The following is a 20,922-nucleotide window of genomic DNA, read 5'->3' as shown; positions in this document are numbered from 1 at the left end:
CCGGGAGCATGCGATGCAAGGCTTTCTCGACACCCTCGCCACGTTTATCGGCTGGGGCAACTCCATTACCTGGGGTGGCTTGGGCGGCATCTGGTGGCTCGGCATATTGATTGCCGGGTTGTTGCCGGCAGGGCTCTATTTTTCCTGGCACAGCCGCTTTATTCAGTTTCGGCATTTCGGTCATATGCTCACGGTGATGAAGCGAAGCTTTCACAAGGAGCACTACGATTCGGTGTCCGCCTTTCAGGCCTTTGCCACCAGCGCCGCGGCTCGCGTGGGCACCGGCAATATTGCCGGCGTGGCGGTGGCGATTACCGCGGGCGGGCCCGGTGCGGTTTTCTGGATGTGGATGGTTGCCTGGGTGGGGATGGCCACCAGCTTTATCGAGAACACCCTGGCGCAGACCTTCAAGGAAAGGGGCGAGCAGCATGGCACGTTTCGAGGGGGCCCCGCCTATTACATCGAAAAGGGGCTCGGCAAGCAGTGGAAGTGGCTGTCGGTGCTGTTTTCCGTATTTCTGATCGTCTGCTTCGGGTTCTTTTTCAACGCCGTGCAGTCCAATGCAATGGCCGCGGCCATTCACGGTGCCTGGGGTATCAACCCGCTGTTGGTCGGCGTCGTGGTGGCGTTGCTGGCGGCGATCATTGTGTTTGGCGGTATCCACTCGATAGGCCGCTTCGCGGGTATTGTCGTGCCTTTTATGGCGCTGGCCTATCTCGGTGTTGCCTTTGTGGTGGTTCTGATGAACCTCGGTGAATTGCCAAAGGTCTTTGCGGAAATTTTCGGCAACGCGTTTGGCTATGAAGAGGCCGGGGCGGGGGCGTTCGGTGCCGTGGTAGCCAATGGTATCAAGCGCGGTCTGTTCTCCAATGAGGCCGGTATGGGCTCTTCGCCGAACGTCGGGGCGGCGGCCGATGTAAAGCACCCGGTGGTGCAGGGCTATGTGCAGATGGCCTCGGTGTTTCTCGATACCATCCTGATCTGCACGGCGACGGCGGCAATAATCCTGCTGGCCGATGTGCATATGGTGGGCAACATCGAAGGTGTGACCCTGACGCAGGACGCCCTGGCCAGCGAGCTGGGTGCCTGGGGTGGAGGCTTTATCGCGATCGCGCTGTTGTTTTTTGCCTTCACCTCGATTATCGCCAACTACTACTACGCGGAGACCAACATCTTCTATCTGTGGCATACGCGTCTTTCGATTTTCTGCTACCGCGCGCTCTATATCCTGTTCATTTTGTTTGGTGCATGGGTGGCTTACAGTGGCAGCTCGGATAACTTCGCCCTGCTGTGGAATATGGCCGATATGTCCATGGGCTTTATGGCCACCGCCAACCTGCTGGCGATCCTGTTGTTATCCGGCGTGGCTTTCAAGGTATTGGGGGACTATGAGGAGCAGCGGGCAAAGGGTATCGACGAACCGGTGTTCGATGCGCGCAAGTACGATATCAAGGGCGTGGAACACGATGTTTGGGACGGCGATGCCCGCTGACGACGACGTCCTCTGACGATAGTGCGGGGGCGACAGTTTCCCGCTGGCGGCAGCGCTGAAATTAAATGCCCATCTGTCGCGATGCCAGGTCTCGCAGTATTTCCTCGGAACCGCCGCCGATGGCATTGACCCTGACTTCCCGGTAAATCCGCTCCGCGCGCCCGCCGCGTATATAGCTGGCGCCGCCGATGACCTGCATCGCTTCGCGGGCACAGAATTCCAGGGTTTCGGTAGCCTGTACCTTGAGTAGCGCCACGTCGGCGATTTTCAGCTGGCCCTGTTCCTCCGCCCAGGCGCACATGTCCAGGTAGCATTGGGCGGCGTTGATTCGCTGCAACATCTGGGCAAATTTGTGGCGAATCACCTGGTGGTTTGCCAGCCGCTTGCCAAACGTCTCGCGCTGCTGTGCCCATTCGACAGCCTCGTGCAGGCATACGCGGCTGTACTCGACGCAGGAGGCGGCAATGCCCAGGCGCTCCCGATTGAAATTGTGGACGATTGGCAGGAATCCCTGGTTTTCGTCGCCGATCAGATTTGTCGCCGGTACCCGGACCTGGTCAAAGAAGATGCTCGCGGTATCCGAGCACCACCAGCCCTGTTTCCTATCCAGCTGGTGTCGGCTCACGCCCGCAGCGTCGGCAGGAATCAGCAGCAGCGAGATACCGCCGACCCCTTCACCGCCTGTCCTGACGGCAGTCGTAAACCAGTCGGCGCGCATGCCGCCGGTGATGAATGTCTTTTCTCCGCTGACAATATAATCGTCGCCATCTCGTAGCGCACGACACTGAATGTTGGCGACATCGGAACCGGCACCAGGCTCGGTGACGGCCAGGGAAATATGCTTTTCGCCCCTGAGGACCGGCGGAATAGCCCGGTCTTTCAGTGCTTCGCTGCCATAGTGCACCAGCGGCGGCAGGGCGATACCGTGGACCATCAGGCTGGCATAGAGGCCACCGGCACCGCAGCGCGCCAGCTCCTCGGCGGCGACGATGGTGTGGAAGCAGTCCGCTTCAATCCCACCGTAGTTTTCCGGATAGCCCATCTGTAACAGCCCGACACCGGCAGCCTTATGCCACAGGTCTGCCGGCAGCGCGCCGGCTTCGTCCCAGGCGTTGGCAAAGGGCATGATTTCCCGGTCGACAAAGCGGCGCAGCTGTTCGCGCCACTGCCGGTGGCTGTCATTGTAAAAAGGACTGGCGGGGCGGGTGGCATCGATATCGTACACTGCGTGATCCTCTAGGACGTGGCGTCTGTTGTTATCCCTACCGCTTCAATCTGCACCAGCAACTGGCCGCTGCGGACCTGTTCGCCGGCCGTTGCTGCAAGCTTGACGACGGTGCCGTCGCGATCAGCCTTCAGCGGGTGCTCCATTTTCATGGCCTCCATAACGGCGATGGTTTCGCCGCGGCTGACAGCCTGATTCGCGTGCACACAGATGTCGACGATACAGCCATCCATCGGTGCGGTGATCCTGCCGCTGCCCTGTCCCTGAACTGTCCGCGCCGGTGCGTAGGTGATATCGACAAACTGCCACTGGCGACCGCCGCGCAGCAGGTACTGCGCATCGTCGATCTGCAGGCAGGTCTGGTCGTGTTCTATGCCGTCGACCAGCAACCGTGCAGAGTGATCACTCCGTTGCAGGATTTCGATATCGCTTGCCGTGTCGTTTACGCTGATTCGGTAACGATGCCCGCCGAGACAGTAAAGCTGGCAATCATACTCCAGGGATTCGCACTGCAGGTGATAGTGGATCGGCAGGCTGTTGTCGCCGCTGCGCCAGTTGGCTCGACTGCTGCGGCGGTCATGTGCGGACAGCTTCCCCTCGTGAAAAAGTGCGGTCGCTATTGCCACGACGTTGGCGGTGGGATCCGGTGCAGCAGCGTGGCAGAACGACTTTTCCAGAAACGTGGTGTCCGCGCGGCCGGCGACAAAATCCGCTTGCTGCAGCAGTTGGCTGAGAAAATGGATGTTATTTTTCGGGCCGATCAGCTGCAGCCCGCTTAGGGCATTCGACAGTCTGCGGCGCGCTTCTTCGCGGTCATTTCCCCATGCAATCAGCTTGCCCAGCATCGGGTCATAATAGGGGGATATCTCGATGTCGGATGCCAGCGCATGGTCAATGCGAATACCTTCGCCACGCGGTGGTTGCCAGTGGTGAATGCGCCCGGTTTGCGGGAGAAACTGGTTGTTCGGGTCTTCGGCGTAGAGGCGCACCTCGATGGCGTGGCCGCGCTGTAGCACCTGTTCCTGTGAAACCGGCAGTAATTCGCCGCGCGCTACGGCCAGCTGCCAGGCGACCAGGTCGAAGCCCGTTACCATTTCGGTGACCGGGTGCTCTACCTGCAAGCGAGTATTCATTTCGAGAAAATAGAACTCGCCGTCGTTATCCAGCAGGAATTCCACCGTGCCCGCGCCTTCATAGCCACACGCCTTCGCCGCGGCGACGGCGGCGCTGCCCATCTTGCGGCGCAGCTCTGGGCCGACGGCGGGCGAGGGTGATTCTTCGACAATCTTCTGGTGGCGGCGCTGAATGGAGCAGTCGCGCTCACCGAGGTGGATGACATTGCCGTGACTGTCGGCGAAGACCTGAATTTCGATGTGCCGCGCGCCGAGCAGCGCCTTCTCCAGAATGATTTCGTCGCTGCCGAAGGCACTCAGGGCCTCGCTGCGCGCCGAGCGCAGCTGCGCGGCCAGATTGCCGGTGTCGTGTACGAGGCGCATTCCGCGCCCGCCGCCACCGGCAGCCGCCTTGATCATTAGCGGATAGCCGATATTATCGGCCGCTTCGGTCAACCGCTCATCGTCCTGAGTCCCCTGAAACCCCGGGATACAGGGCACGCCGGCACCGGCGACAAAATCCTTGGCCTTGCGCTTGTTGCCCATCAGCTCGATGACGTCGGCTGACGGTCCGATAAATTGCAGTCCGTTCTCCGCACAGGCGCGAGCGAAGTCGGCATTTTCGGCGAGGAAACCGTAACCGGGGTGAACTGCCGTGGCGCCGCTGCGCTTCGCCGCGGCGATTATCTTGTCGATATCCAAATAGGATTCGGCGGGTGTGTTGCCGCCGATGGCAACGGCGCTGTCGGCGTTGCGGACATGCGGCGCCTGGCGATCGGCTTCGCTGTAAATTGCGACGGTGCGGTAGCCCTCGGCACGGGCAGTGCGCAGGATGCGACAGGCGATTTCGCCGCGGTTGGCGACCAGTAGGGTAGGGGGTGTCGACATCAGTACTGCCACTCCGGAGCCCGTTTTTCGATGAACGCGCGGGCGCCCTCGCGCCCTTCATGCCCCTGCACGGCCGCCGCAAACAACTCGGCACCCCTGTCGAGCAGCCGGCCCAGATCCTCGTCTCCGCGGAGATTCGCACTTGCCAGCATCAGTTGTTTGGTGGCCGCCAGCGCATTGGGTGCGCAGCCGGCGATCGCCTGCAACTGCTTTTCCAGCGCCCGGTCGAGGGCTTCCGTTCCTTCGGCGACCTGGTGTGTGAGGCCAAGTGCCAGCGCCAACTGCGCGTCGATTCTCGCCGCGCTGAGGGCGAGGCGCCGGGCCTGGGCAAGACCGATGCGGCGCACGACAAACGGGGCTATCTGTGCGGGCGGCAGGCCCAGCCGAGTTTCCGGGAGGGAAATTGTCGTGTTGCTTTCGGCGATGGTGATGTCGGCGATGCAGGCGAGTCCCACTCCGCCTCCCATGACCGCACCTTCGAGCGCGGCAATGACCACCAGCGGTGTGCGGTTGAAGTGTTCCAACAGTTCGCCGAAGCGGCGATTGAGCCTGTAGAAAGCATCGCTGCCGCCGTCGGCGGCACTCTGCTGCGCGGCGAGCATATCGCCGATATCGCCACCGGCACAGAAATTTCCACCGGCGCCGCGAACTACCAGTGCGCGCAGATCGGGATCCCTCTCAGCCTCGGCCAGTTGCTGCAGCAGCTCGTCCACCATCTGCAGGCTGATGGCATTGCGCTGCTCCGGGCGATTCAGGGTCACGATCTGTGCGATACCGCGCTTTTCACTAATGATCGTCTGCATTGGGAGCCGGCCTCATTCGGAAGGTTTGCGCTTGTTGGGCAATATGCCCATCAGCTTGCAAATAATGCCGAGCATCACTTCATCGGCACCGCCGCCGATCGCCGTCAGGCGCGAGTCGCGGTAGGAGCGGTTGATCGGCGTCTCCTCGATATAACCCATGCCACCCCAGAACTGCAGACACTGGTCGGGAATGCTGCGGGACAGGCGGCCGGCCTTGAGCTTGGCCATAGAGGCCAGCGTCGTGACATCCTGGCCTGCGACATAGGCTTCCACCGCCTGCCAGGTCAGCGCCCGCAGGCATTCCACTTCCGTCTGCATTTCCGCCAGCGCAAAGTGCACCGTCTGGTTGTTCAGCAATGGCGCATCGAAGGCGTGGCGTTCGCGCACGTAGTCGATGGTACTGGTAACGCAGTTCTCCAGGCCCATGATGGTCAGCGCCGCGCCAGCGAGTCGCTCCTCCTGAAACTGCAGCATCTGCAGCAGGAAGCCGGCGCCCTCGTCGCCGATGCGGTTGCTCTGTGGAACCCGCACATTGTCAAAGAAAACCGGTGCGGTTTCCGACGAGCGCATGCCGAGCTTGTCGAGCTTCTGGCCCACGCGCACGCCCGGTGTCTTGGCCGGAATGATCAGTAGGGATTTGTTGCGGTGTGGCTTGCCCTCGCCGGTATTGACCAGCGTGCAGAAAAAATCCGCACAGGGGGCGTTGGTAATCCACATCTTGCTGCCGTTGACGATGTAGTCGCCGCCGTCGGCCGTCGCCGTGGTCCTGACGGCGGCCACATCGGAACCGGCGCCGGGTTCGGATACCGCGATAGCGCCGATCATGTCGCCGCGGATTGCCGGTGCCAGGAACTGCTCGCGCAGCGCATCGCTGGCAAAATTGGCCAGGGCAGGCGTACACATCGAAGTCTGGACTGCGATAGACAGGGGCACACCGCCACAGTGCGCGCCACCGAGTTCCTCGAGAAAGACCGTCTCATAGCTGAAATCGAGACCGAGGCCGCCGTAGGTTGTCGGCTTGCTGATGCCGAGCAGTCCCAGTTGCCCCAGTTGCTGGAATACTTTGCGAATTGGGAAGGCTCCGGCCTTTTCCCACTCGGGCACATTGGGATTGATTTCCTGCTGCACAAAGTTACGCACCGTGCGCTGTAGTTCCCGGTGTTCGTCGGTCAGTATCATTATTGTTGTCCCCGTTGAGTACCTGTTGATGTTCCGGTGTTCGGTCGCGGCGGTTAGAATCTCGCCACGCCGAACGAGTTTTTCCGGAGTTTTACCCGCTCTTCCTCCCGGCAGATTTCCAGGAGCATCCCCAGCAGTTTGCGCGTATCGCGCGGATCGATGATGCCGTCGTCCCAGAGGCGGGCGCTGCACGCCAGTGAATCGGAGTTTGCTTCCATGAAAGTGGCGGTATCCGACTCCAGTTTATTCAGCGCCCCTTCGTCTACCTGACCTGCGCGCTGCATTTTCTGTTCACTGACGATGCGCAGCACCTTGCCTGCCTGGGCCGCGCCCATAACGGCGGTGCGCGAGTTCGGCCAGGCGAAGATAAAGCGCGGATCGAAGCCACGACCGCACATCGCGTAGTTGCCCGCACCGTAGGAGCCGCCGATGACAATGCTGATTTTCGGCACTGTCGCATTGGCCACAGCCTGGATCATTTTGGAGCCGTGCTTGATAACGCCCTGGCGCTCGACCTCCGTGCCAACCATAAATCCGGTGGTGTTGTGTAAGAACAGCAGCGGCGTTCCGCTTTGCTCGCACAGCTGAATGAACTGCGCGGCCTTATTCGCGCCCTTCGGTGTGATCGGGCCGTTGTTGCCAATGACACCGACCGGGTGCCCTTCGACCCGGATATGTCCGCAGAAAGTCTGGCGATCGAATTCCCGTTTAAAGTCCAGCAGGGCAGAGGCATCGGCGATACGCGCAATGACTTCGCGCACGTCGTAAGGTTTCCTGCTGTCTGCCGGTATCAGCCCCAACAATTCCTCGATCGGATAGCGCGGTTCCGCATACTCCCGCACCGGTTGTTCGACGCCTGATTTTGGCAGGCCGGCGATGATTTCCCGTGCCAGGCGAATGCCATCCGCATCGCTTTCCGCGAGGTAGTCGCCACTGCCGGATTCTTGGCAGTGCATTTCTGCACCGCCGAGTACCTCTTCACTGGCCACTTCGCCGGTTGCGGCTTTCAATAGCGGGGGACCTGCCAGGTACATGCCGGTCTGGCCGCGCACCAGCACGACGTAGTCGGAGAGACCCGGCTGATAGGCGCCGCCGGCTGTCGCACCGCCGTGCACCACGGTGATCTGCGGGATGCCCGCCGCTGAAAGGCGCGCCTGATTGGCGAAGCCGCGCCCACCCGGGGCAAAGGTGTCGGTGGCATACATCAGGTTGGCGCCACCGCTCTGCGCCAGGGTGACAAAGGGCAGGTGGTTTTCCAGTGCGATCTTCTGTACGCGCAGGGCCTTGTCCATGCCCGCGGGTGAGATGGTGCCGCCCTTGACGGCGTAGTTGTCGACGCGCACCAGGCAGCGTCGCCCACTGATCTGGCCGATACCGCAGATAGCGCCACCACCGGCACCGGTGCCATCGCTGTCGTCATATAATTTGTAGCCGGCCAGTGCGCACAGCTCGATAAAAGGCGCACCGGGGTCCAGCAAGCGGTTGAGGCGCTCCCGCGGCAGTAACAGGCCGCGCTCACGATAGCGATCTGCTTTTTCCTGCGCGGCAATAATCGGCCGCTGTTCCGCCTCGCGAAAACGCGCGATGCTGGCGAGCATGGCTTCGCGGTTGTCATTAAACTCGGGCGAGTGGGTGTCCAGCTGGGAATCGACGGGCTGCATCAGAGCTTGCCCTCGGCTTCCAGCTCCCTCACGACCTGCGGCTTGTTGCTGCGGTGAAAACCGGTGAAACGCCTGCTGCCCCGCGATGGCACCGGGCGCCAGAGCGGCGAGTGGTGATTCAGGCTTGAGCCCCCGTCGATGCGGAGCGTCTGGCCGGTGATATAGCTGGCGGCATCGGACAGAAGAAAGCACACGGCACCGCTGATCTCCGCCTCTTCGCCAAGGCGGTAGAGGGGGATGCTGTCGCGGAAGCCCGGTAACAATTCCCGCAGGAAATCCGGATCGTAGGTGTCGAAGCCGCTGGAGAGGATATAGCCGGGTGCCACGGCATTGACCCTGACACCGTGTGCGGCCCATTCGATTGCCGCGGACTGGGTAAGGTTTTCCATGCCGGCACGGGCCGCCCCTGAGTGGCCCATCATCGGCATGCCCCCGGCGTTGTCGGCGGTGATATTGACGATGCTGCCACCGTTATTCTTCATGCTCTGCACAAACACTTCGCGGGCCATCAGAAAGCCGCCCAGCAGGTTGCTGCGCACCACCGCCTCGAAGCCCTTGCTCTTGATCTGTTCGAGCGGCGCTGGGAATTGACCGCCGGCATTATTGACCAGGCCGTGAATCCTCTCCCGATCCTGCAGGATAGTCGCGACGGTTTCCCGCACGCGCTCTTCATCGCGGATATCCAGGCTGTAGAGACTGCAGTCGCCGCCGTCAGCCTGGATCTCTTCCGCCGTCTTTTCGAGTTTCTCGGGGCTGCGGCCGATCAGTACGACATGGGCGTCAAGGCTCGCCAGTTCATGGGCGATACAGCGGCCGATGCCGCTGCCACCACCGGTCACCAGAAGTGTTTGCCCTGCAAAGCTGCCGGGGCGGAGCTGGCTCTGATAGCTCATGGGGATATCCTTTTATGCGGTTCTCTTTACACGGACCCCTGGCCAGAATCGGCGTGGTCCGGTTTGTTGTCGTTCTGGCGGCACTTGCGCCCCGGGGGGTGAAAGCGCAGAATACCCTAACGCTACCAAGCAAGCGCTTGGTATTCAATAGTCGGTCCCACAGGTTTTGGAAATAGGGGAGTCTCGTGCAAACAAACGCGCAAGTATCGGCGCAGGGAAACGGTGACCCTTCGACGCAGCAGTTGATTGCGTCGCTGGTGGCGGAGGGTGTGCTGACGGATCCGGAATCGCCCAGGGGGCGCCTGCTGCATGCCGCTGCGCGGCTTTTTGAGCAGAAAGGCTTTGCGCGCACCACGGTGAGGGAAATCGCCGCAGAGGTGGGGATATTGTCCGGGAGTATCTTCCATCATTTTGCCAGTAAGGAAGATATTCTCTGCACGGTGATGCAGGAAGTCACCGTCTATGCGCGGGCGCGTATGGCGCACGCGGTGGCCGCGGCAGAATCCCCGCGCGAGAAGCTGCGCGCCTGTATTGTGTGCGAACTGGAGGCGATTCACGGGCTGGCCGTTCCGGGCTTCTCGATTCTGGTGGTGGAGTGGCGCAGCCTGTCACCAGACAGCCAGAAGAAGGTGTTGCGCCTGCGTGATGAATACGAACAGATCTGGCTGGATACGATTGCCGGGGCGCACTGTCCCGGTGATGAGCCGGCGCTGGTTCGCCGCCTGCTGGTGGGCGCCCTCAGCCACACCTACAGCTGGTTCAAGCCCCGCGGCCGCGGGTTGTCTCTGTCAGACCTGGCCGACCGGGTGCTGCTGATATTTGCACCGCAATAGCCCTGTCACCTGCGGCCAAACCGGGTGGCGTGACCTTCCTGGAAAATTGTGCGCGTCACCACTATTTTAGAGAAATGTCAGTTATTGACCGCAGCTGTGAGAACCAGTCCCCACCGTGGTTGCTGCGAATCTTTTAGTCTCCCTCCTCCAACCGTTCACAAAGTGACACTGGATGTCACAATCTGACAGGAGCGCCAAATGTCTGGCCAGGAGAAGTTTCAAGTCGTTTCAGCGGGAAAGACCCTGCGCGCCAGAGCACCGGAAGCTGTTGTGCAGGACGCGGCCAAGGCATTTTCCATACCCCTCTCGCAGGCCCGCCGCCTGCTGGTCAAAGGCTGGGTGATCAAGGATCAGCTGTCTTCGAAACAGGTGCTGGAGTACCGCTCACGGCTGCAGAAAATCGGCCTGCGGGTGGACGTATTTCCCGCGGGACAATTCGATAATCGCGCCCTGATTGCGAAAATGCAGTTCGCGCAGCAGCGTCGCGCGCGCAATGAGGGCGCCACTACCTCCGCGCCGGTATCGACCGAGGTGGGCAGGGAGGTCGTGGCGCATTTGCCTGCCCAGACCAGAGAAGCCGCGACGGCGGCGGTGACGGCTGAGGTTGCAGAGGCGGCGAGTACGCGCAAAGGCGGCGCACGGGCACAGGTCGAGTCACTGTTTAATGACGTGACACCGACCGTCAAAAGCTCGAGTGTCGAGCGGGCACAGCTGGTGGCCGGTATCTTCGCCGGTGCCTTGGTGCCCGCACTGTTCGTCATTCTTCTGGGGCTGTGTGGTTACAGCGTATTGCGAGCCGTCTGGCAGCTTGTCCAGGCGATAGTCAGCGGAGAATTCGGCGCCTTTACGGCCATCGGCAGTTTACTTTCCGTTTTGTTGGCAGCGTTTGTCGCCGCTCTGCTTGTTTTGCCCTTTTTCGCCGCGCGACGCCTGGTGCCGCAGGATCCCGATGTCATTCCGCTGCAGCCTACTGATGCCAAAGGCCTGAGCCTGCTGTTGCAGGTTCTGGCCGACAAGACCGGATTGCCTGAAGTGCGTCAGGTTTCTGTTGCCGCGGGTGTGGACGTGGTCGTAGAACCAACACTTGCCGATGTCTGTTCCCAGCAGTTGCCGCTGCGTATTGGCTTGAGCGCAGTGCGCTCACTCAATGGCAATGAGTTGCTGGCTCTCGTGGCCAGAGCATGTGGCGCTTATCGCGGCAAGCTCGGCGGTGTCAGTGCCTGGCTGGTACTGGATACAGCCCGGCGCATTCAGCACATGCAGTGGGCGCTGGAAAATGATCGCAGCATCGTGTCTCCCAGCGGTGAGGCCAGTGCGCTGCGACGGCCCTTGCACCTTATGCTCAGCAGTTGCGGCAAGGCAGTACTACCGTTGCTCGACCGTCTTTACGGTCTGCACCGAGCGCTGACTGCCACTGTCGCAAGGCGACTTGAGCGGCGCGGTGATGCCTGGGCCGCGCAACTGCTGGGGAGCCGCGAGTTCACGGTGTTTGCGGAGAAGTGGCACCAACTGGTGCACGCGGAACTGTTGGTAGCGGAAATCAACCGCGAAGCGGCGGTCGCCGGTCAGCACCTGCAAAATTACCCGGCCGCGGTGTTGTGGATGTTCAGTAACCTCGATGACGAGACCCGTTCCAATATCGAGCTGGCGATGGCGCAGGAAAGTGATGCCTGGGATAGCGCGCAGGCTGCAGACAATGAGCGCATCGGCTGGGCGGAAGAGCTGGCTCTGCAGCCATTGCTATCGCGGGAGTTCGCCGTGCAGAAGTTGTTCGAGGATCTGGCTGAGCTGGAGCGCTCCGTCAGCGCAGGCATTGCCGCAGAGGGGACCCGCCCGGCAGAAAACCAGCGCTTGCTGTGCGTCAGCAAAGAGGCGGAACAGGCGCTGCAGATACTTGCCGAGTATTTCAATCAATTGCCGCCGCGAAGGTTCCTGCCACTGAAGGCGCCCGCCAGCGAGGAGCTGCAGGCAATGGACCTGCAGGAAACCATCAACTGGCTGCGCGGGCGGCTGGTGGAACTCCGCGAGCTCGAGCAGCGCTACGATACCCTGCGCACACGCGGCGCGGCGATGCAGTTGGGGGCGGCATTGATCCGGATACAGAGCGACATTCAGCCGCAGGAGTTTTTCCTGTCCGGCACCACGCCGTCGATGGCAGATGAGAGTGTCAGAGATAATCGGGTTCGCAGGCAGGAAATGGGCCAGCAGATCCAGCAGATCTTCGGTGTCTTCAACCTGCGTCTGCGGCGTGCTCTGGAGCTTATGCCCGCTGGCGAGCGACAGGCCGCTGCGCAAATTCTGCAGCAGCTGTCGGCATACCAGGCTCTGGCTCCACACCTGGACAGGCTCGAGAACTACGCGGATATGCTCGGACTGATGATCGATCGATTGTCACTGGAGCCCGCTCAGCGGGACCTGGTGCAAAAATATTTCGCCCTGGCAGTGAGGGAGTTGGAAAGCCTTTTCTCTGTCGTGGATGCTTCCGATGACTTGCGCCGGCTCGGCCTGGGCGCCGCGCTGGAGCAGCGCGTAGAGTTAGCACCGGCGCCGAAGCTGCCGGATAAGCGTCCGGCGCTGGTTGATACACTGCAGACGCTGGAGCTCAAATGCAAGAATGCCAGTGCGGCAATCGCCGAGCACTATCGCGTCCTGCTTTGCAGGCTTTTGCAACCCTGCTTGAAGCAGGAGCGGAAGCTGAAAGTGAAACCGCTTCGACTGCTGGGGGCGGTTTAGCCCCCGGCCAGTTTCACCTTGAAGTCGCGGGCCTCAAGCAAGGCCTTGATCTCTTCGCGCTTGTCGCCCTGGATTTCGATGATCCCGTCCTTCAGGGTGCCGCCACAGCCACAGCGTTTCTTCATTTCTGCCAGCAATAGCTTCAGCTCGGAATCGGTGCCGGCCAGGCCGCGCACGCAGGTCACACCCTTGCCCTTGCGGCCTTTGGTCTCCCGCTGGATACGCACGATACCGTCGCCTTCGTGACGTTCTGCGAGCTTGGGCTCCTCTTTGACACGGCCCTTATCAGTGGAATAGACGAGGCGATTCTCCTTAGACATCAATCCAGAAATCCTGATAGTTGTGAGTTGACTGGCTACGAGTGGCTCGATTGTGTCGTAAATGCAAGTTTAATGAAAGCAGGAGAAGATTGCGGCCACTGGCAAAGTCAGTTGGTCGGGAGGAGGTGGGCTACGTGAGGGGTGGGAAAAGAGGCGCAGCCCAATGGCTGCGCCTACTGCGAAAGGGTTACTTATCCGCGAAAATGTGCAGCGCGCCAATTGCCTCGGCAACACCTTCTGAGTAGTGGTCGTCAGACTTGGTGCTCAGGGCGTCCATCAGATAATCGACAGCAGCTTCCTTTTCAATGGTATTGCTCATAAGAGCAAAAGAAATGGTCTGCATATCGGCCTCGGTCGCATCGGTAGTCAACACGTAGGAATCATCGCGGATACCAAATTCGAACTCTTGAGAAATCAGGTTCGTATAGATGGCATTCGACGGGTTGGTTGCCAGCTGCTCGGGCAGTTCACTTTCATACCAGGCCACAAAATCATCCAGGTAACCCTGGGCTCCGGCAAGTTCGTGTTTGGCCGCGAGGTATGCTCCCATCAACTGGAGATGGCTATCGTAGCCCCAGAGGTTCGGATATTGCGGGTATTGGTCACGCGGGGGGTACAGGCCGTTGGGGCCATACTTTGCCTGAGCCGCGGGCCACATGGCGGTAGCTACATCGAGGTACTTTTGATCGCCAGTTGCCTCATAGGCGTACAGGAATGCGCCCAGATCAGCACTGTTAAAGTTGCTGTTATTAGTGGGATCCGCGTTTGTGCGCTCATACATACTGTCAAACGCACGCTTCGCTATCTCGGAGTAGCCGGCGCGGTCGAGGTACACCGCAATCGGAGCGGTGATATTTGCTGCTTCGCCAGTATCGGTTCGCTTCCATTTAAATATGCCGGCAGTGGCCGGATCATCGACCAGGAAGCCTTCCGCGTGAATAATTTCGAAGTCTTGCAGGACAATAGCGTCGGTCAGAGCTTTAATCTGTGCGTGGATATCACCGGTTACATCGACTTCGGTTTCGGCAGTGCCGGATGCGTTGTGTTCGTCGGTGGCGGTGACCTTGAACTTCAACGATTTATTGAACTTGGTCGCCGGGGTTACGAAGCTGGCATCTTCGTCATATTCGGTGATCGCAACCTCGAAGCCACCTTCAGCGTCTACCTGTTCCCAGGCAAACGTCAGGCCCTCGGAATAATCGTCGCTGGCAGTTGCACTCAATATTACGGTCGTTTGAGTTGCAACCGGATCCACGGACTCAATTGACACGGTCGGAGCGGCATTGGCCAGGACGTCGACGGTAACTTCGGCAGAGTCGGATTCACCTTCCTCGTCGGTGACGGTCAACGTAAAGGTGAGCTTGGTGGCGGTTTCAGCGGCGGGTGCAGTAAAGCTGAGGGTGTCGGTGTCGGCGCCGGACAGCTGAACCGCGCTGCCAGCTGTCTGTGACCACTGGAAAGTGGCGATATTGCCTTCGGCATCTGTGGCCATGGACTCCACAGTGACGACAGCACCCGGTGCGACGGCCTCGATGCCGTCAATGGAGACGCTCGGTGCGGTATTTATCGCTTCCGGCAGGGTCTCCTGCTGTTTGCGAGACGAATCATTGTCACAGCCGGCCAGGGCACCGGCGGCGAGTACAGCGACTACAAGTTTGCGGTTGAACAAGAGAATTCCCCCTAAAAATAGTATTCCCCGGAATCGAAGCCGGTGGTGCTTTTTTGGTTTTTCAAAATCTCCTTGCGAGGCACATAAAAGCGTGATGCAGTTCACAAGTAGAATGTGATGCTAGTAAACAGAACGTTCGTATCAATCACAATAGGCGGGCGTTGTCATTTGGCGAATTTCTGCGTTTGATCTGAAGATTTTGGAGTTTTTTGACCTGACTTTATTTTCCTTTACGGAGAATGTGACTTCTTTGCGTAGAGGACCGGGGAAATTTACTCGTATGAACTGCCTGCTGCCCGCTTGATGCGCGCTGAAATTGGGGGCGACCCGGTTTGGACTAACGGATAGAATTTCATCAGGATTTTGATTGAAGAGATGGAGAACGGGATGGCATTGAGCAGCCGCCGTAAATGGCTCAATGAAGTGATATTCGGCACTGATACCCCTGCAGGAAAGAACTTTGATGTCTTTTTGATCTGGGCGATTCTAATCAGCGTCGGGCTGGTGTTGTTGGTCTCGGTGGAGGGTGTCGCGGGGCGCTATGGGGAGGTGCTCTTTCTGCTGGAATGGATCTTTACTGGCCTGTTTACCGTCGAATACCTGCTGCGTATCTATTGTGCCGTCAATCGCCGTTCTTATATCTTCAGTTTTTACGGTATCGTCGACCTGTTGGCGATTCTGCCGAGTTACCTCGCCCTCCTGTATACCGGGGCCAGCTACCTGTTGGTCATCCGTCTGTTGCGTGTGCTGCGCATATTCCGAGTCCTGAAGCTGGTGCGCTATCTGCGCGATGCCAATGTACTGCTGCGTTCCCTGGGGTTGGCGCGGCGTAAGATCCTGGTTTTCTACGCCAGTGTGCTGGTGCTGTGTGTGATCTTCGGTGCGTTTATGTTTCTCGTCGAGGGGCCCAAGCACGGCTTCAGCAGTATTCCCAAGAGCGTCTACTGGGCCATCGTGACCATTACCACGGTTGGTTACGGCGATATCTCTCCGGAAACCCCCCTTGGCCAGGCCATTGCGGCTATGACGATGCTGATCGGTTACTCGATTATTGCCGTGCCTACCGGGATCGTCACCGCGGAGCTGGCTTCGGAACTTGGGCGGGAAAAGGCCTTGCATCGCTGTGACAACTGCAGCCGCGCCGGCCATGACAAGGATGCCGAGTACTGCAAATTTTGCGGCTACAAACTTGCGGAGTTAGAGGAGTTGCGTTGACGTGGCATTGCCACGTCACCTGTTTACCAGCCGTCGGGCACCCGGACCGCCACTACGTCGGCGGTAGCACAGAGGCGGCCTTCGCTGCTGAGTTCGCAGTGTAGAAGTGTCTTGCGCTCGCTGCGCTCGACGATGGTTGCCTCGAGGGTGACTGGTTTGTCGATGGCTGCGGGGGCACGATAGCTGACGTCCAGCCTGCCGGTTGCGTACCAGATTTTGTCCCCGGTACCCACCTCGCGGCCTGCCTGCCGGTAGCCGTCGGCAATGGCCGTACAGATTGTGTGGCAGTCGATAACGGTGGCAATGATGCCGCCATTAATATACTGGACGGGTCCGGCACTGTGGTGTGGCTGCGGGGCAAAAGTGCAGAGGCTCTTGTCTTGCCCTGTCCAATAGCTTTTGATCTGCAGGCCGAGGTCGTTGTCCGGGCCGCAGCCGAAGCAATGGTTGGCCGGTATCAGGTCCTGGATTGCCGGTTGCTCAGTCATGTTTTGTCCCCTCTTTATCGTTGGCGCCATGCTAACTATTTGCGCCGGGGAGGGGAAGAATTTACCCTTGCGCTCCCTTTGTTACCCTGCTGGAAGTCGTTGGACGGATACCCATGGATTTATACGGCTATTGCGCCCCCGGTTTTGAGTCGCTCTACGACACCTTTGCCGCCAATTTCCGCGAGTGCGGAGACAGCGGCGCAGCCCTTGCGGTACGCCAGCACGGCGAGCTGATCGTATCCCTATGGGCGGGCGCGGCGGACCGGGACGGGGAGACGCCCTATACGGAAGATACCCTCGCCAACGTGTTTTCTTCCTCAAAAGGTGTACTGGCACTGCTCGTTATGCAGCAGGTTGCGTCCGGCAAGCTGGATCTCGACCGGCCGGTGGCGAATTACTGGCCAGATTTTGCCGCGGCAGGGAAGGGGGAAATCACGGCCCGACAGCTGCTGTGTCACCGGGCGGGCCTGGTAGCCTTCCGGCAAAAGGTGGCTGATGGACTGATCTACGACTGGGAGGGTGCCTGTGCCCAGGTCGCGGCAGCAGAGCCATGGTGGACACCCGGCAGCCACCAGGGCTATGCCCCCTTCCTGTACGGCTGGGCGCTGGGCGGCCTGCTGGAACAGGTATCGTCCACACAGCTGCCGGAACTTTACCGCCGGCAGCTGGCCCAACCCCTCGAGCTCGATGGCGGTTTCGGTGCCATTGGACACATGTCCACACGTATTGCCGATGTGGGGCCTCTCAAGCAACCACTGCCGGAGTTACGCGAAAACGCAGTAGGTCGCGCGATCAAAGAGGACCGTAATGGCCCCGTGGCAATGGCATTCACCAATCCTGTGAGCCTGATGATGGGCACCAACAGCACCGAGTGGCGCGGGGCGCTAATCCCCGCTGCGAACGGCCACTTCAGCGCGCGGGATCTCGCCGCTGTCTACGGTGATCTCGCTTCGGACAGCCCCGCCACTCTGCCTGCAGAGCTGGTGCAAGAGGCGAGGCGAGAGCAGAGCCACGGGCGTGACGCCGTGCTTCAGGCGGAAGTGAGTTTTGGCTGCGGCTTTATCCGCAGTGGCAGGGCCGCCGACTTGCGCTTTGGCGGCGAGCAGGGCTTCGGTCATCCGGGAGCGGGTGGCAGTGTCGGCTTTGCCGATCCCGAGCGGGGCCTCGGCTTCGGCTATGTCACTACGCGTCTCGGCCAGAGCCTGTTTATGGACCGGCGTTCAGTGAGCCTGGTAGAACATCTATATAGGTTGCTGTGATGGAGCAGGAGCAGAAGCTGGCGGCGTTGTCCGCGCGAGTCGATGAGCTGGAGAGCCGCCTGGCTTTTCAGGAGGATACCCTGGCCCAGCTGAACGACGTAATTGCCGCACAGGATAGCCAAATCCGGGCTCTGGCGGCGGCGTTGCGGGAACTCGGAGAAAAGTACGGAGACCTCTCATTTGAGATGCAGGGGGGCAGCAAGGCTTCCGATGAAAAGCCACCGCACTATTGAGGTGGCCTGACCGGAGCGTCCTGGCCACTGATATCGGAATGGCAGTACATCTGTTAAGTGGTACCCGCGTACACTAATGCTCTTCAGTCTGCAAGGTGTAGGCGCTAAGCGTAAATTCTTCTAAAAAAAATATTTCGCAGCCCCGAGTCAAGTATTGACAATTTTTTTTCCACATGCCGAGCCCGGCTATTGGGACGCGCCTTGGGGCCGGAAATAATTGGTACGTAAAAACTTGAATTTCCTCTAAGTATCTGTTTTGTAAAGAAAAAATAGAGGGAGATTAAAAATTATGCAAAATGCTGGGAGTGAGAGTCTGCGGTCATTGGCGCACTCTTTTACCGCTTCATGCACAGAGTTATCCACAGAAGCTGTGGAAGAGTTTGGCGAGAGCTTTCGGAGCGAGTTGGCTTCACCGATCGCTCCCCGCAGCAGCCAGAAGATGGTTTCGCGGTAAATATTGAGCGCCAACCGGTAGACCTGACACCGAATTAGCCCTAGGCTTCGAAACCGAAAAGAAGACCGGTTCAGCTGCCAGTCAGTTGAAGATGGCAAGAATACTGTTCAAAGCGCGGCGCCTTACTTTGCCGCCGCGTTTCTCGACACCCGTCAATCGACAAAGCGTTAGGAGAACCTTACATGAAAAAATGGGTAGCAATGCTCGCACTGGGCTCACTGGTGGGCTGTACTACGCTCGACCCTTATACAGGTGAAAGCAAAACCAGTAACGCGGCCAAGGGTGCCGGTGCCGGCGCGGTAGCGGGTGCGATTATTGGTGCGGCTACCGCCAGCAAGAAAGACCGCAAGAAGGGTGCTCTGACCGGTGCCGTGGGCGGTGCAGCGATTGGCGGTGGCATTGGCTACTATATGGACCGCCAGGAAATGGCTCTGCGCCAGCGTCTGGAAGGCACCGGCGTACGCGTGCAGCGTGAGGGTGACAACATCCGCCTGGTTATGCCCGGCAACATTACCTTTGCCACCGGTCGCGCAGATATCCGCACGGACTTCTACGATACGCTGGACTCCGTGATCATCGTGCTGAAAGAGTTTGACCAGACTGCGATCCGCGTGAGCGGACACACCGACAGCACCGGTTCTGACGTCTTCAACCAGAATCTGAGTGAAGGCCGCGCCAATTCCGTCGCCGGCTTCTTTACCGGCCGCGGCGTGGCCAGCGGACGTGTCCAGGCTGTCGGTTATGGTGAGCGCTACCCGATCGCGAGCAACGACTCCGATTCCGGTCGCCAGGCGAACCGCCGCGTGGAGCTGGAGTTGCTCCCGCTCAAATAATATGAGACAAAAACGGCTGGCCCATTGGGCCGCAAAGGCATGGACGCCGGAAAGCCGTTTTGCGCGACTGCAGGATAACTGCAGCTGGACCAGGGAAGGTTCTCGTGACAAAAGGGCACTCCGGTGCCCTTTTTTTGTTGCCCGATTGGCGCACGTTCAGCAGGTGCGGCTGGGGTGAGTTGCCGTGACAAGCCTGGCGGTGAGCTTTGCGTTTCAATAATGGAGATAGCGCGGTGGCATGGAATAAACGCAGTTGGCGCCTCTTTTTTAATGGTTCAATTTTGGGTATTGCGGCGAGTTGCGCCGTGACCTCGTCGGCCCAGGAGGCGCAATCGGCCGCTGCGGACGAAGGTGCAGATAGTTTGGCGTTGCGTTACGCCGCTGCGGAGTTGGTGGCACAGGTGCAGATTACCGGTGTGCACCGCGATGTCGATAATGCGCTCTCCGAACCGGGCATGATTGCCATTTCCGGGTATGTCTATTCAGCCGTTTCCCGCCAGGTATGGAAGGGTGAAGCCAATCGCCTGATTGCCTTTCGTCTCGGCCTTGAGGCCTGTGATAAGAAATTAACGAAAGGTGAGAGTTACCTCATTTTTGCCAGTCCCGACAGCTATGGCCGATTGCAGTTGCGCGGCTGCGATTCAGCTGTTGCCGAACCCGAAGCGACACAGCTGCTTGCCCGTCTCAGGGACTTTGACAAGCAGGGCTGAGAAATTCGCGTCGTTGCTATTGCGAAAGGCTTCCCCAGTCGCGTGTCGCAGTCAGCGTTTCAAGTGTTCCCGTTAAAACTCCCGGTTCTAATTCGGTAAATTTTTACAGCAATCCGAACTGTCACAGGGGAATATTGTTCCTTGAAGAACCCAAATGGCGAGTTATTCTTATCAATATTGGCGTCGTCTTCTTCCAGTAGACCCAAAGTTGTGGAGAACGTATGGGCGCCAAGAGGCTAGGGTAAGGCATATTGGTATCGCGAGGCCGTTGGGAATCAGCCGATTTCATCGTTTCCAAACCGGCTTGGTGCAACACAGTAGGTCTTGCGATTAATGTCTCCATCCACAAAACAGCCAGGGGTCTAGAGGTGCGTTTATGAAGAAGTTATTGATTCCGCTGATCATTTTATTGTTGATTATCGGTTACTTTATGTCGCGCGGCGGCGATCACAAGGCCAAGGATGCCTACGATTCACTCGAGCAGCCCGAGAGTGAACAGCAAATGGACGATATGACCACTCCGCCGGATGACACTACGACTCCTCCCGATGGTATGGGTACTCCGGATACGCAGATGCCACAGGAGTCCGATGAGACAGATACCACGCCTCCGGGAAGTTCCGACACGATGATGGATAGAGCGGAAGATGCTGCGCGAGATGTCGGTGACACGGTGGAAGATGCCGCTAGAGATGCTGCCGATACCGTTGAGGAAGCGGCGAAGAAAACGGGCGAAGCGCTTGAGGATGTGGGCGATAAAGCCAAAGACGCTGCAGAAGACGTCACTGATAAATTGCGCGGTGAAGACAGCAGCACTGACGACGAGCCGCAGGGCTGAGGAAAGGTTGTATTTGCTTTTAAGGCAGGAGTCCGCTGGTTCAAAGCGGCTTCTGCTTTTCTATTGATAATGATCGACCACAAC

18 protein-coding genes are annotated in these 20,922 nt (G+C 59.3%); 9 read left to right on the top strand and 9 right to left on the bottom strand.

Features of this window, described 5'->3' with window-relative positions; all coding sequences use genetic code 11:
* Positions 1–13: 13 nt before the first annotated feature.
* Positions 14–1,492 carry an alanine/glycine:cation symporter family protein gene (locus BUC36_RS02385; RefSeq protein WP_084535503.1) on the top strand — a complete coding sequence of 493 codons (1,479 nt, stop codon included), beginning with the start codon at positions 14–16 and terminating at the stop codon, positions 1,490–1,492.
* Between the two features lie 61 nt (positions 1,493–1,553).
* On the opposite strand, the gene BUC36_RS02380 is transcribed toward BUC36_RS02385, so the two are convergent.
* From BUC36_RS02380 to BUC36_RS02355, 6 genes are read right to left on the bottom strand one after another with little or no spacing between them, the layout of a single operon-like run.
* Positions 1,554–2,717, bottom strand: a complete 1,164-nt coding sequence (locus tag BUC36_RS02380) for an acyl-CoA dehydrogenase family protein (RefSeq protein WP_073271075.1) — start codon at positions 2,715–2,717, stop codon at positions 1,554–1,556.
* A gap of 11 nt (positions 2,718–2,728) precedes the next feature.
* Positions 2,729–4,717 carry an acetyl/propionyl/methylcrotonyl-CoA carboxylase subunit alpha gene (locus BUC36_RS02375; RefSeq protein ID WP_073271074.1) on the bottom strand — a complete coding sequence of 663 codons (1,989 nt, stop codon included), beginning with the start codon at positions 4,715–4,717 and terminating at the stop codon, positions 2,729–2,731.
* Positions 4,717–5,520: an enoyl-CoA hydratase/isomerase family protein gene (locus BUC36_RS02370; RefSeq protein ID WP_073271072.1), complete on the bottom strand. Its 804-nt coding sequence runs from the start codon at positions 5,518–5,520 to the stop codon at positions 4,717–4,719. The genes BUC36_RS02375 and BUC36_RS02370 overlap by 1 nt, the downstream gene beginning before the upstream one ends.
* A 12-nt stretch (positions 5,521–5,532) precedes the next feature.
* Positions 5,533–6,699 (bottom strand): acyl-CoA dehydrogenase family protein, encoded by a 1,167-nt coding sequence (locus BUC36_RS02365; protein ID WP_073271070.1) that lies wholly within the window; start codon positions 6,697–6,699, stop codon positions 5,533–5,535.
* Positions 6,700–6,752: 53 nt separating this feature from the next.
* Entirely contained in the window at positions 6,753–8,360 is a 1,608-nt protein-coding gene (locus BUC36_RS02360) for an acyl-CoA carboxylase subunit beta (RefSeq protein ID WP_073271068.1), read from the bottom strand.
* Entirely contained in the window at positions 8,360–9,253 is an 894-nt protein-coding gene (locus BUC36_RS02355; protein ID WP_073271066.1) for an SDR family oxidoreductase, read from the bottom strand. Before BUC36_RS02355 ends, BUC36_RS02360 begins: the two co-directional genes overlap by 1 nt.
* A 185-nt stretch (positions 9,254–9,438) precedes the next feature.
* Here BUC36_RS02355 and BUC36_RS02350 point away from each other — a divergent pair, with 185 nt between their 5' ends.
* Positions 9,439–10,086, top strand: coding sequence for a TetR/AcrR family transcriptional regulator (locus BUC36_RS02350; protein WP_073271064.1), 648 nt, complete (start codon positions 9,439–9,441; stop codon positions 10,084–10,086).
* Positions 10,087–10,284: 198 nt separating this feature from the next.
* Entirely contained in the window at positions 10,285–12,819 is a 2,535-nt protein-coding gene (locus tag BUC36_RS02345; protein ID WP_073271060.1) for a hypothetical protein, read from the top strand.
* Here BUC36_RS02345 and yciH read toward each other — a convergent pair.
* A complete protein-coding gene (gene yciH, locus BUC36_RS02340; protein WP_073271058.1) occupies positions 12,816–13,139 on the bottom strand; it encodes a stress response translation initiation inhibitor YciH in 324 nt (107 codons plus the stop codon). The genes BUC36_RS02345 and yciH overlap by 4 nt on opposite strands.
* 187 nt (positions 13,140–13,326) lie before the next feature.
* Positions 13,327–14,808 carry a PKD domain-containing protein gene (locus BUC36_RS02335; RefSeq protein WP_073271056.1) on the bottom strand — a complete coding sequence of 494 codons (1,482 nt, stop codon included), beginning with the start codon at positions 14,806–14,808 and terminating at the stop codon, positions 13,327–13,329.
* 387 nt (positions 14,809–15,195) lie between these two features.
* On the opposite strand from BUC36_RS02335, the gene BUC36_RS02330 reads away from it, so the two are divergent.
* Positions 15,196–16,023: an ion transporter gene (locus BUC36_RS02330; RefSeq protein WP_073274450.1), complete on the top strand. Its 828-nt coding sequence runs from the start codon at positions 15,196–15,198 to the stop codon at positions 16,021–16,023.
* Positions 16,024–16,046: 23 nt separating this feature from the next.
* On the opposite strand, the gene BUC36_RS02325 is transcribed toward BUC36_RS02330, so the two are convergent.
* The gene (locus tag BUC36_RS02325; RefSeq protein WP_073271054.1) at positions 16,047–16,511 is read right to left on the bottom strand and encodes a PaaI family thioesterase; all 465 of its coding nucleotides are present in this window, start codon (positions 16,509–16,511) and stop codon (positions 16,047–16,049) included.
* A 113-nt stretch (positions 16,512–16,624) separates the two neighbouring features.
* Here BUC36_RS02325 and BUC36_RS02320 point away from each other — a divergent pair, with 113 nt between their 5' ends.
* The 5 genes from BUC36_RS02320 to BUC36_RS02300 all read left to right on the top strand — a co-directional run bounded on the left by BUC36_RS02320 (position 16,625) and on the right by BUC36_RS02300 (position 20,838).
* Positions 16,625–17,770, top strand: a complete 1,146-nt coding sequence (locus BUC36_RS02320; RefSeq protein WP_073271049.1) for a serine hydrolase domain-containing protein — start codon at positions 16,625–16,627, stop codon at positions 17,768–17,770.
* A complete protein-coding gene (locus BUC36_RS02315) occupies positions 17,770–18,003 on the top strand; it encodes a SlyX family protein (protein ID WP_073271047.1) in 234 nt (77 codons plus the stop codon). The genes BUC36_RS02320 and BUC36_RS02315 overlap by 1 nt, the downstream gene beginning before the upstream one ends.
* A 636-nt stretch (positions 18,004–18,639) precedes the next feature.
* Positions 18,640–19,290, top strand: coding sequence for a YiaD family glycine zipper/OmpA-like lipoprotein (locus BUC36_RS02310; RefSeq protein ID WP_073271045.1), 651 nt, complete (start codon positions 18,640–18,642; stop codon positions 19,288–19,290).
* Positions 19,291–19,523: 233 nt separating this feature from the next.
* On the top strand, positions 19,524–20,000 hold the full coding sequence (locus tag BUC36_RS02305) for a hypothetical protein (RefSeq protein WP_143186860.1): 477 nt from the start codon (positions 19,524–19,526) through the stop codon (positions 19,998–20,000).
* Between the two features lie 376 nt (positions 20,001–20,376).
* Positions 20,377–20,838, top strand: coding sequence for a hypothetical protein (locus BUC36_RS02300; protein WP_073271039.1), 462 nt, complete (start codon positions 20,377–20,379; stop codon positions 20,836–20,838).
* Positions 20,839–20,922: the final 84 nt, after the last annotated feature.

The organism is Microbulbifer donghaiensis, assembly GCF_900129095.1.
Lineage (GTDB): Bacteria > Pseudomonadota > Gammaproteobacteria > Pseudomonadales > Cellvibrionaceae > Microbulbifer > Microbulbifer donghaiensis.
This window is presented reverse-complemented; position numbering and strand designations above follow the sequence as displayed.

Coding starts and splice junctions, on each gene's coding strand:
- BUC36_RS02325 (WP_073271054.1), bottom strand. CDS start 16,511: ATGACTGAGCAACCGGCAATCCAGGACCTGATACCGGCCAACCATTGC.
- BUC36_RS02360 (WP_073271068.1), bottom strand. CDS start 8,360: ATGCAGCCCGTCGATTCCCAGCTGGACACCCACTCGCCCGAGTTTAAT.
- BUC36_RS02370 (WP_073271072.1), bottom strand. CDS start 5,520: ATGCAGACGATCATTAGTGAAAAGCGCGGTATCGCACAGATCGTGACC.
- BUC36_RS02315 (WP_073271047.1), top strand. CDS start 17,770: ATGGAGCAGGAGCAGAAGCTGGCGGCGTTGTCCGCGCGAGTCGATGAG.
- yciH (WP_073271058.1), bottom strand. CDS start 13,139: ATGTCTAAGGAGAATCGCCTCGTCTATTCCACTGATAAGGGCCGTGTC.
- BUC36_RS02375 (WP_073271074.1), bottom strand. CDS start 4,717: ATGTCGACACCCCCTACCCTACTGGTCGCCAACCGCGGCGAAATCGCC.
- BUC36_RS02365 (WP_073271070.1), bottom strand. CDS start 6,699: ATGATACTGACCGACGAACACCGGGAACTACAGCGCACGGTGCGTAAC.
- BUC36_RS02385 (WP_084535503.1), top strand. CDS start 14: ATGCAAGGCTTTCTCGACACCCTCGCCACGTTTATCGGCTGGGGCAAC.
- BUC36_RS02355 (WP_073271066.1), bottom strand. CDS start 9,253: ATGAGCTATCAGAGCCAGCTCCGCCCCGGCAGCTTTGCAGGGCAAACA.
- BUC36_RS02345 (WP_073271060.1), top strand. CDS start 10,285: ATGTCTGGCCAGGAGAAGTTTCAAGTCGTTTCAGCGGGAAAGACCCTG.
- BUC36_RS02330 (WP_073274450.1), top strand. CDS start 15,196: ATGGCATTGAGCAGCCGCCGTAAATGGCTCAATGAAGTGATATTCGGC.
- BUC36_RS02320 (WP_073271049.1), top strand. CDS start 16,625: ATGGATTTATACGGCTATTGCGCCCCCGGTTTTGAGTCGCTCTACGAC.
- BUC36_RS02310 (WP_073271045.1), top strand. CDS start 18,640: ATGAAAAAATGGGTAGCAATGCTCGCACTGGGCTCACTGGTGGGCTGT.
- BUC36_RS02300 (WP_073271039.1), top strand. CDS start 20,377: ATGAAGAAGTTATTGATTCCGCTGATCATTTTATTGTTGATTATCGGT.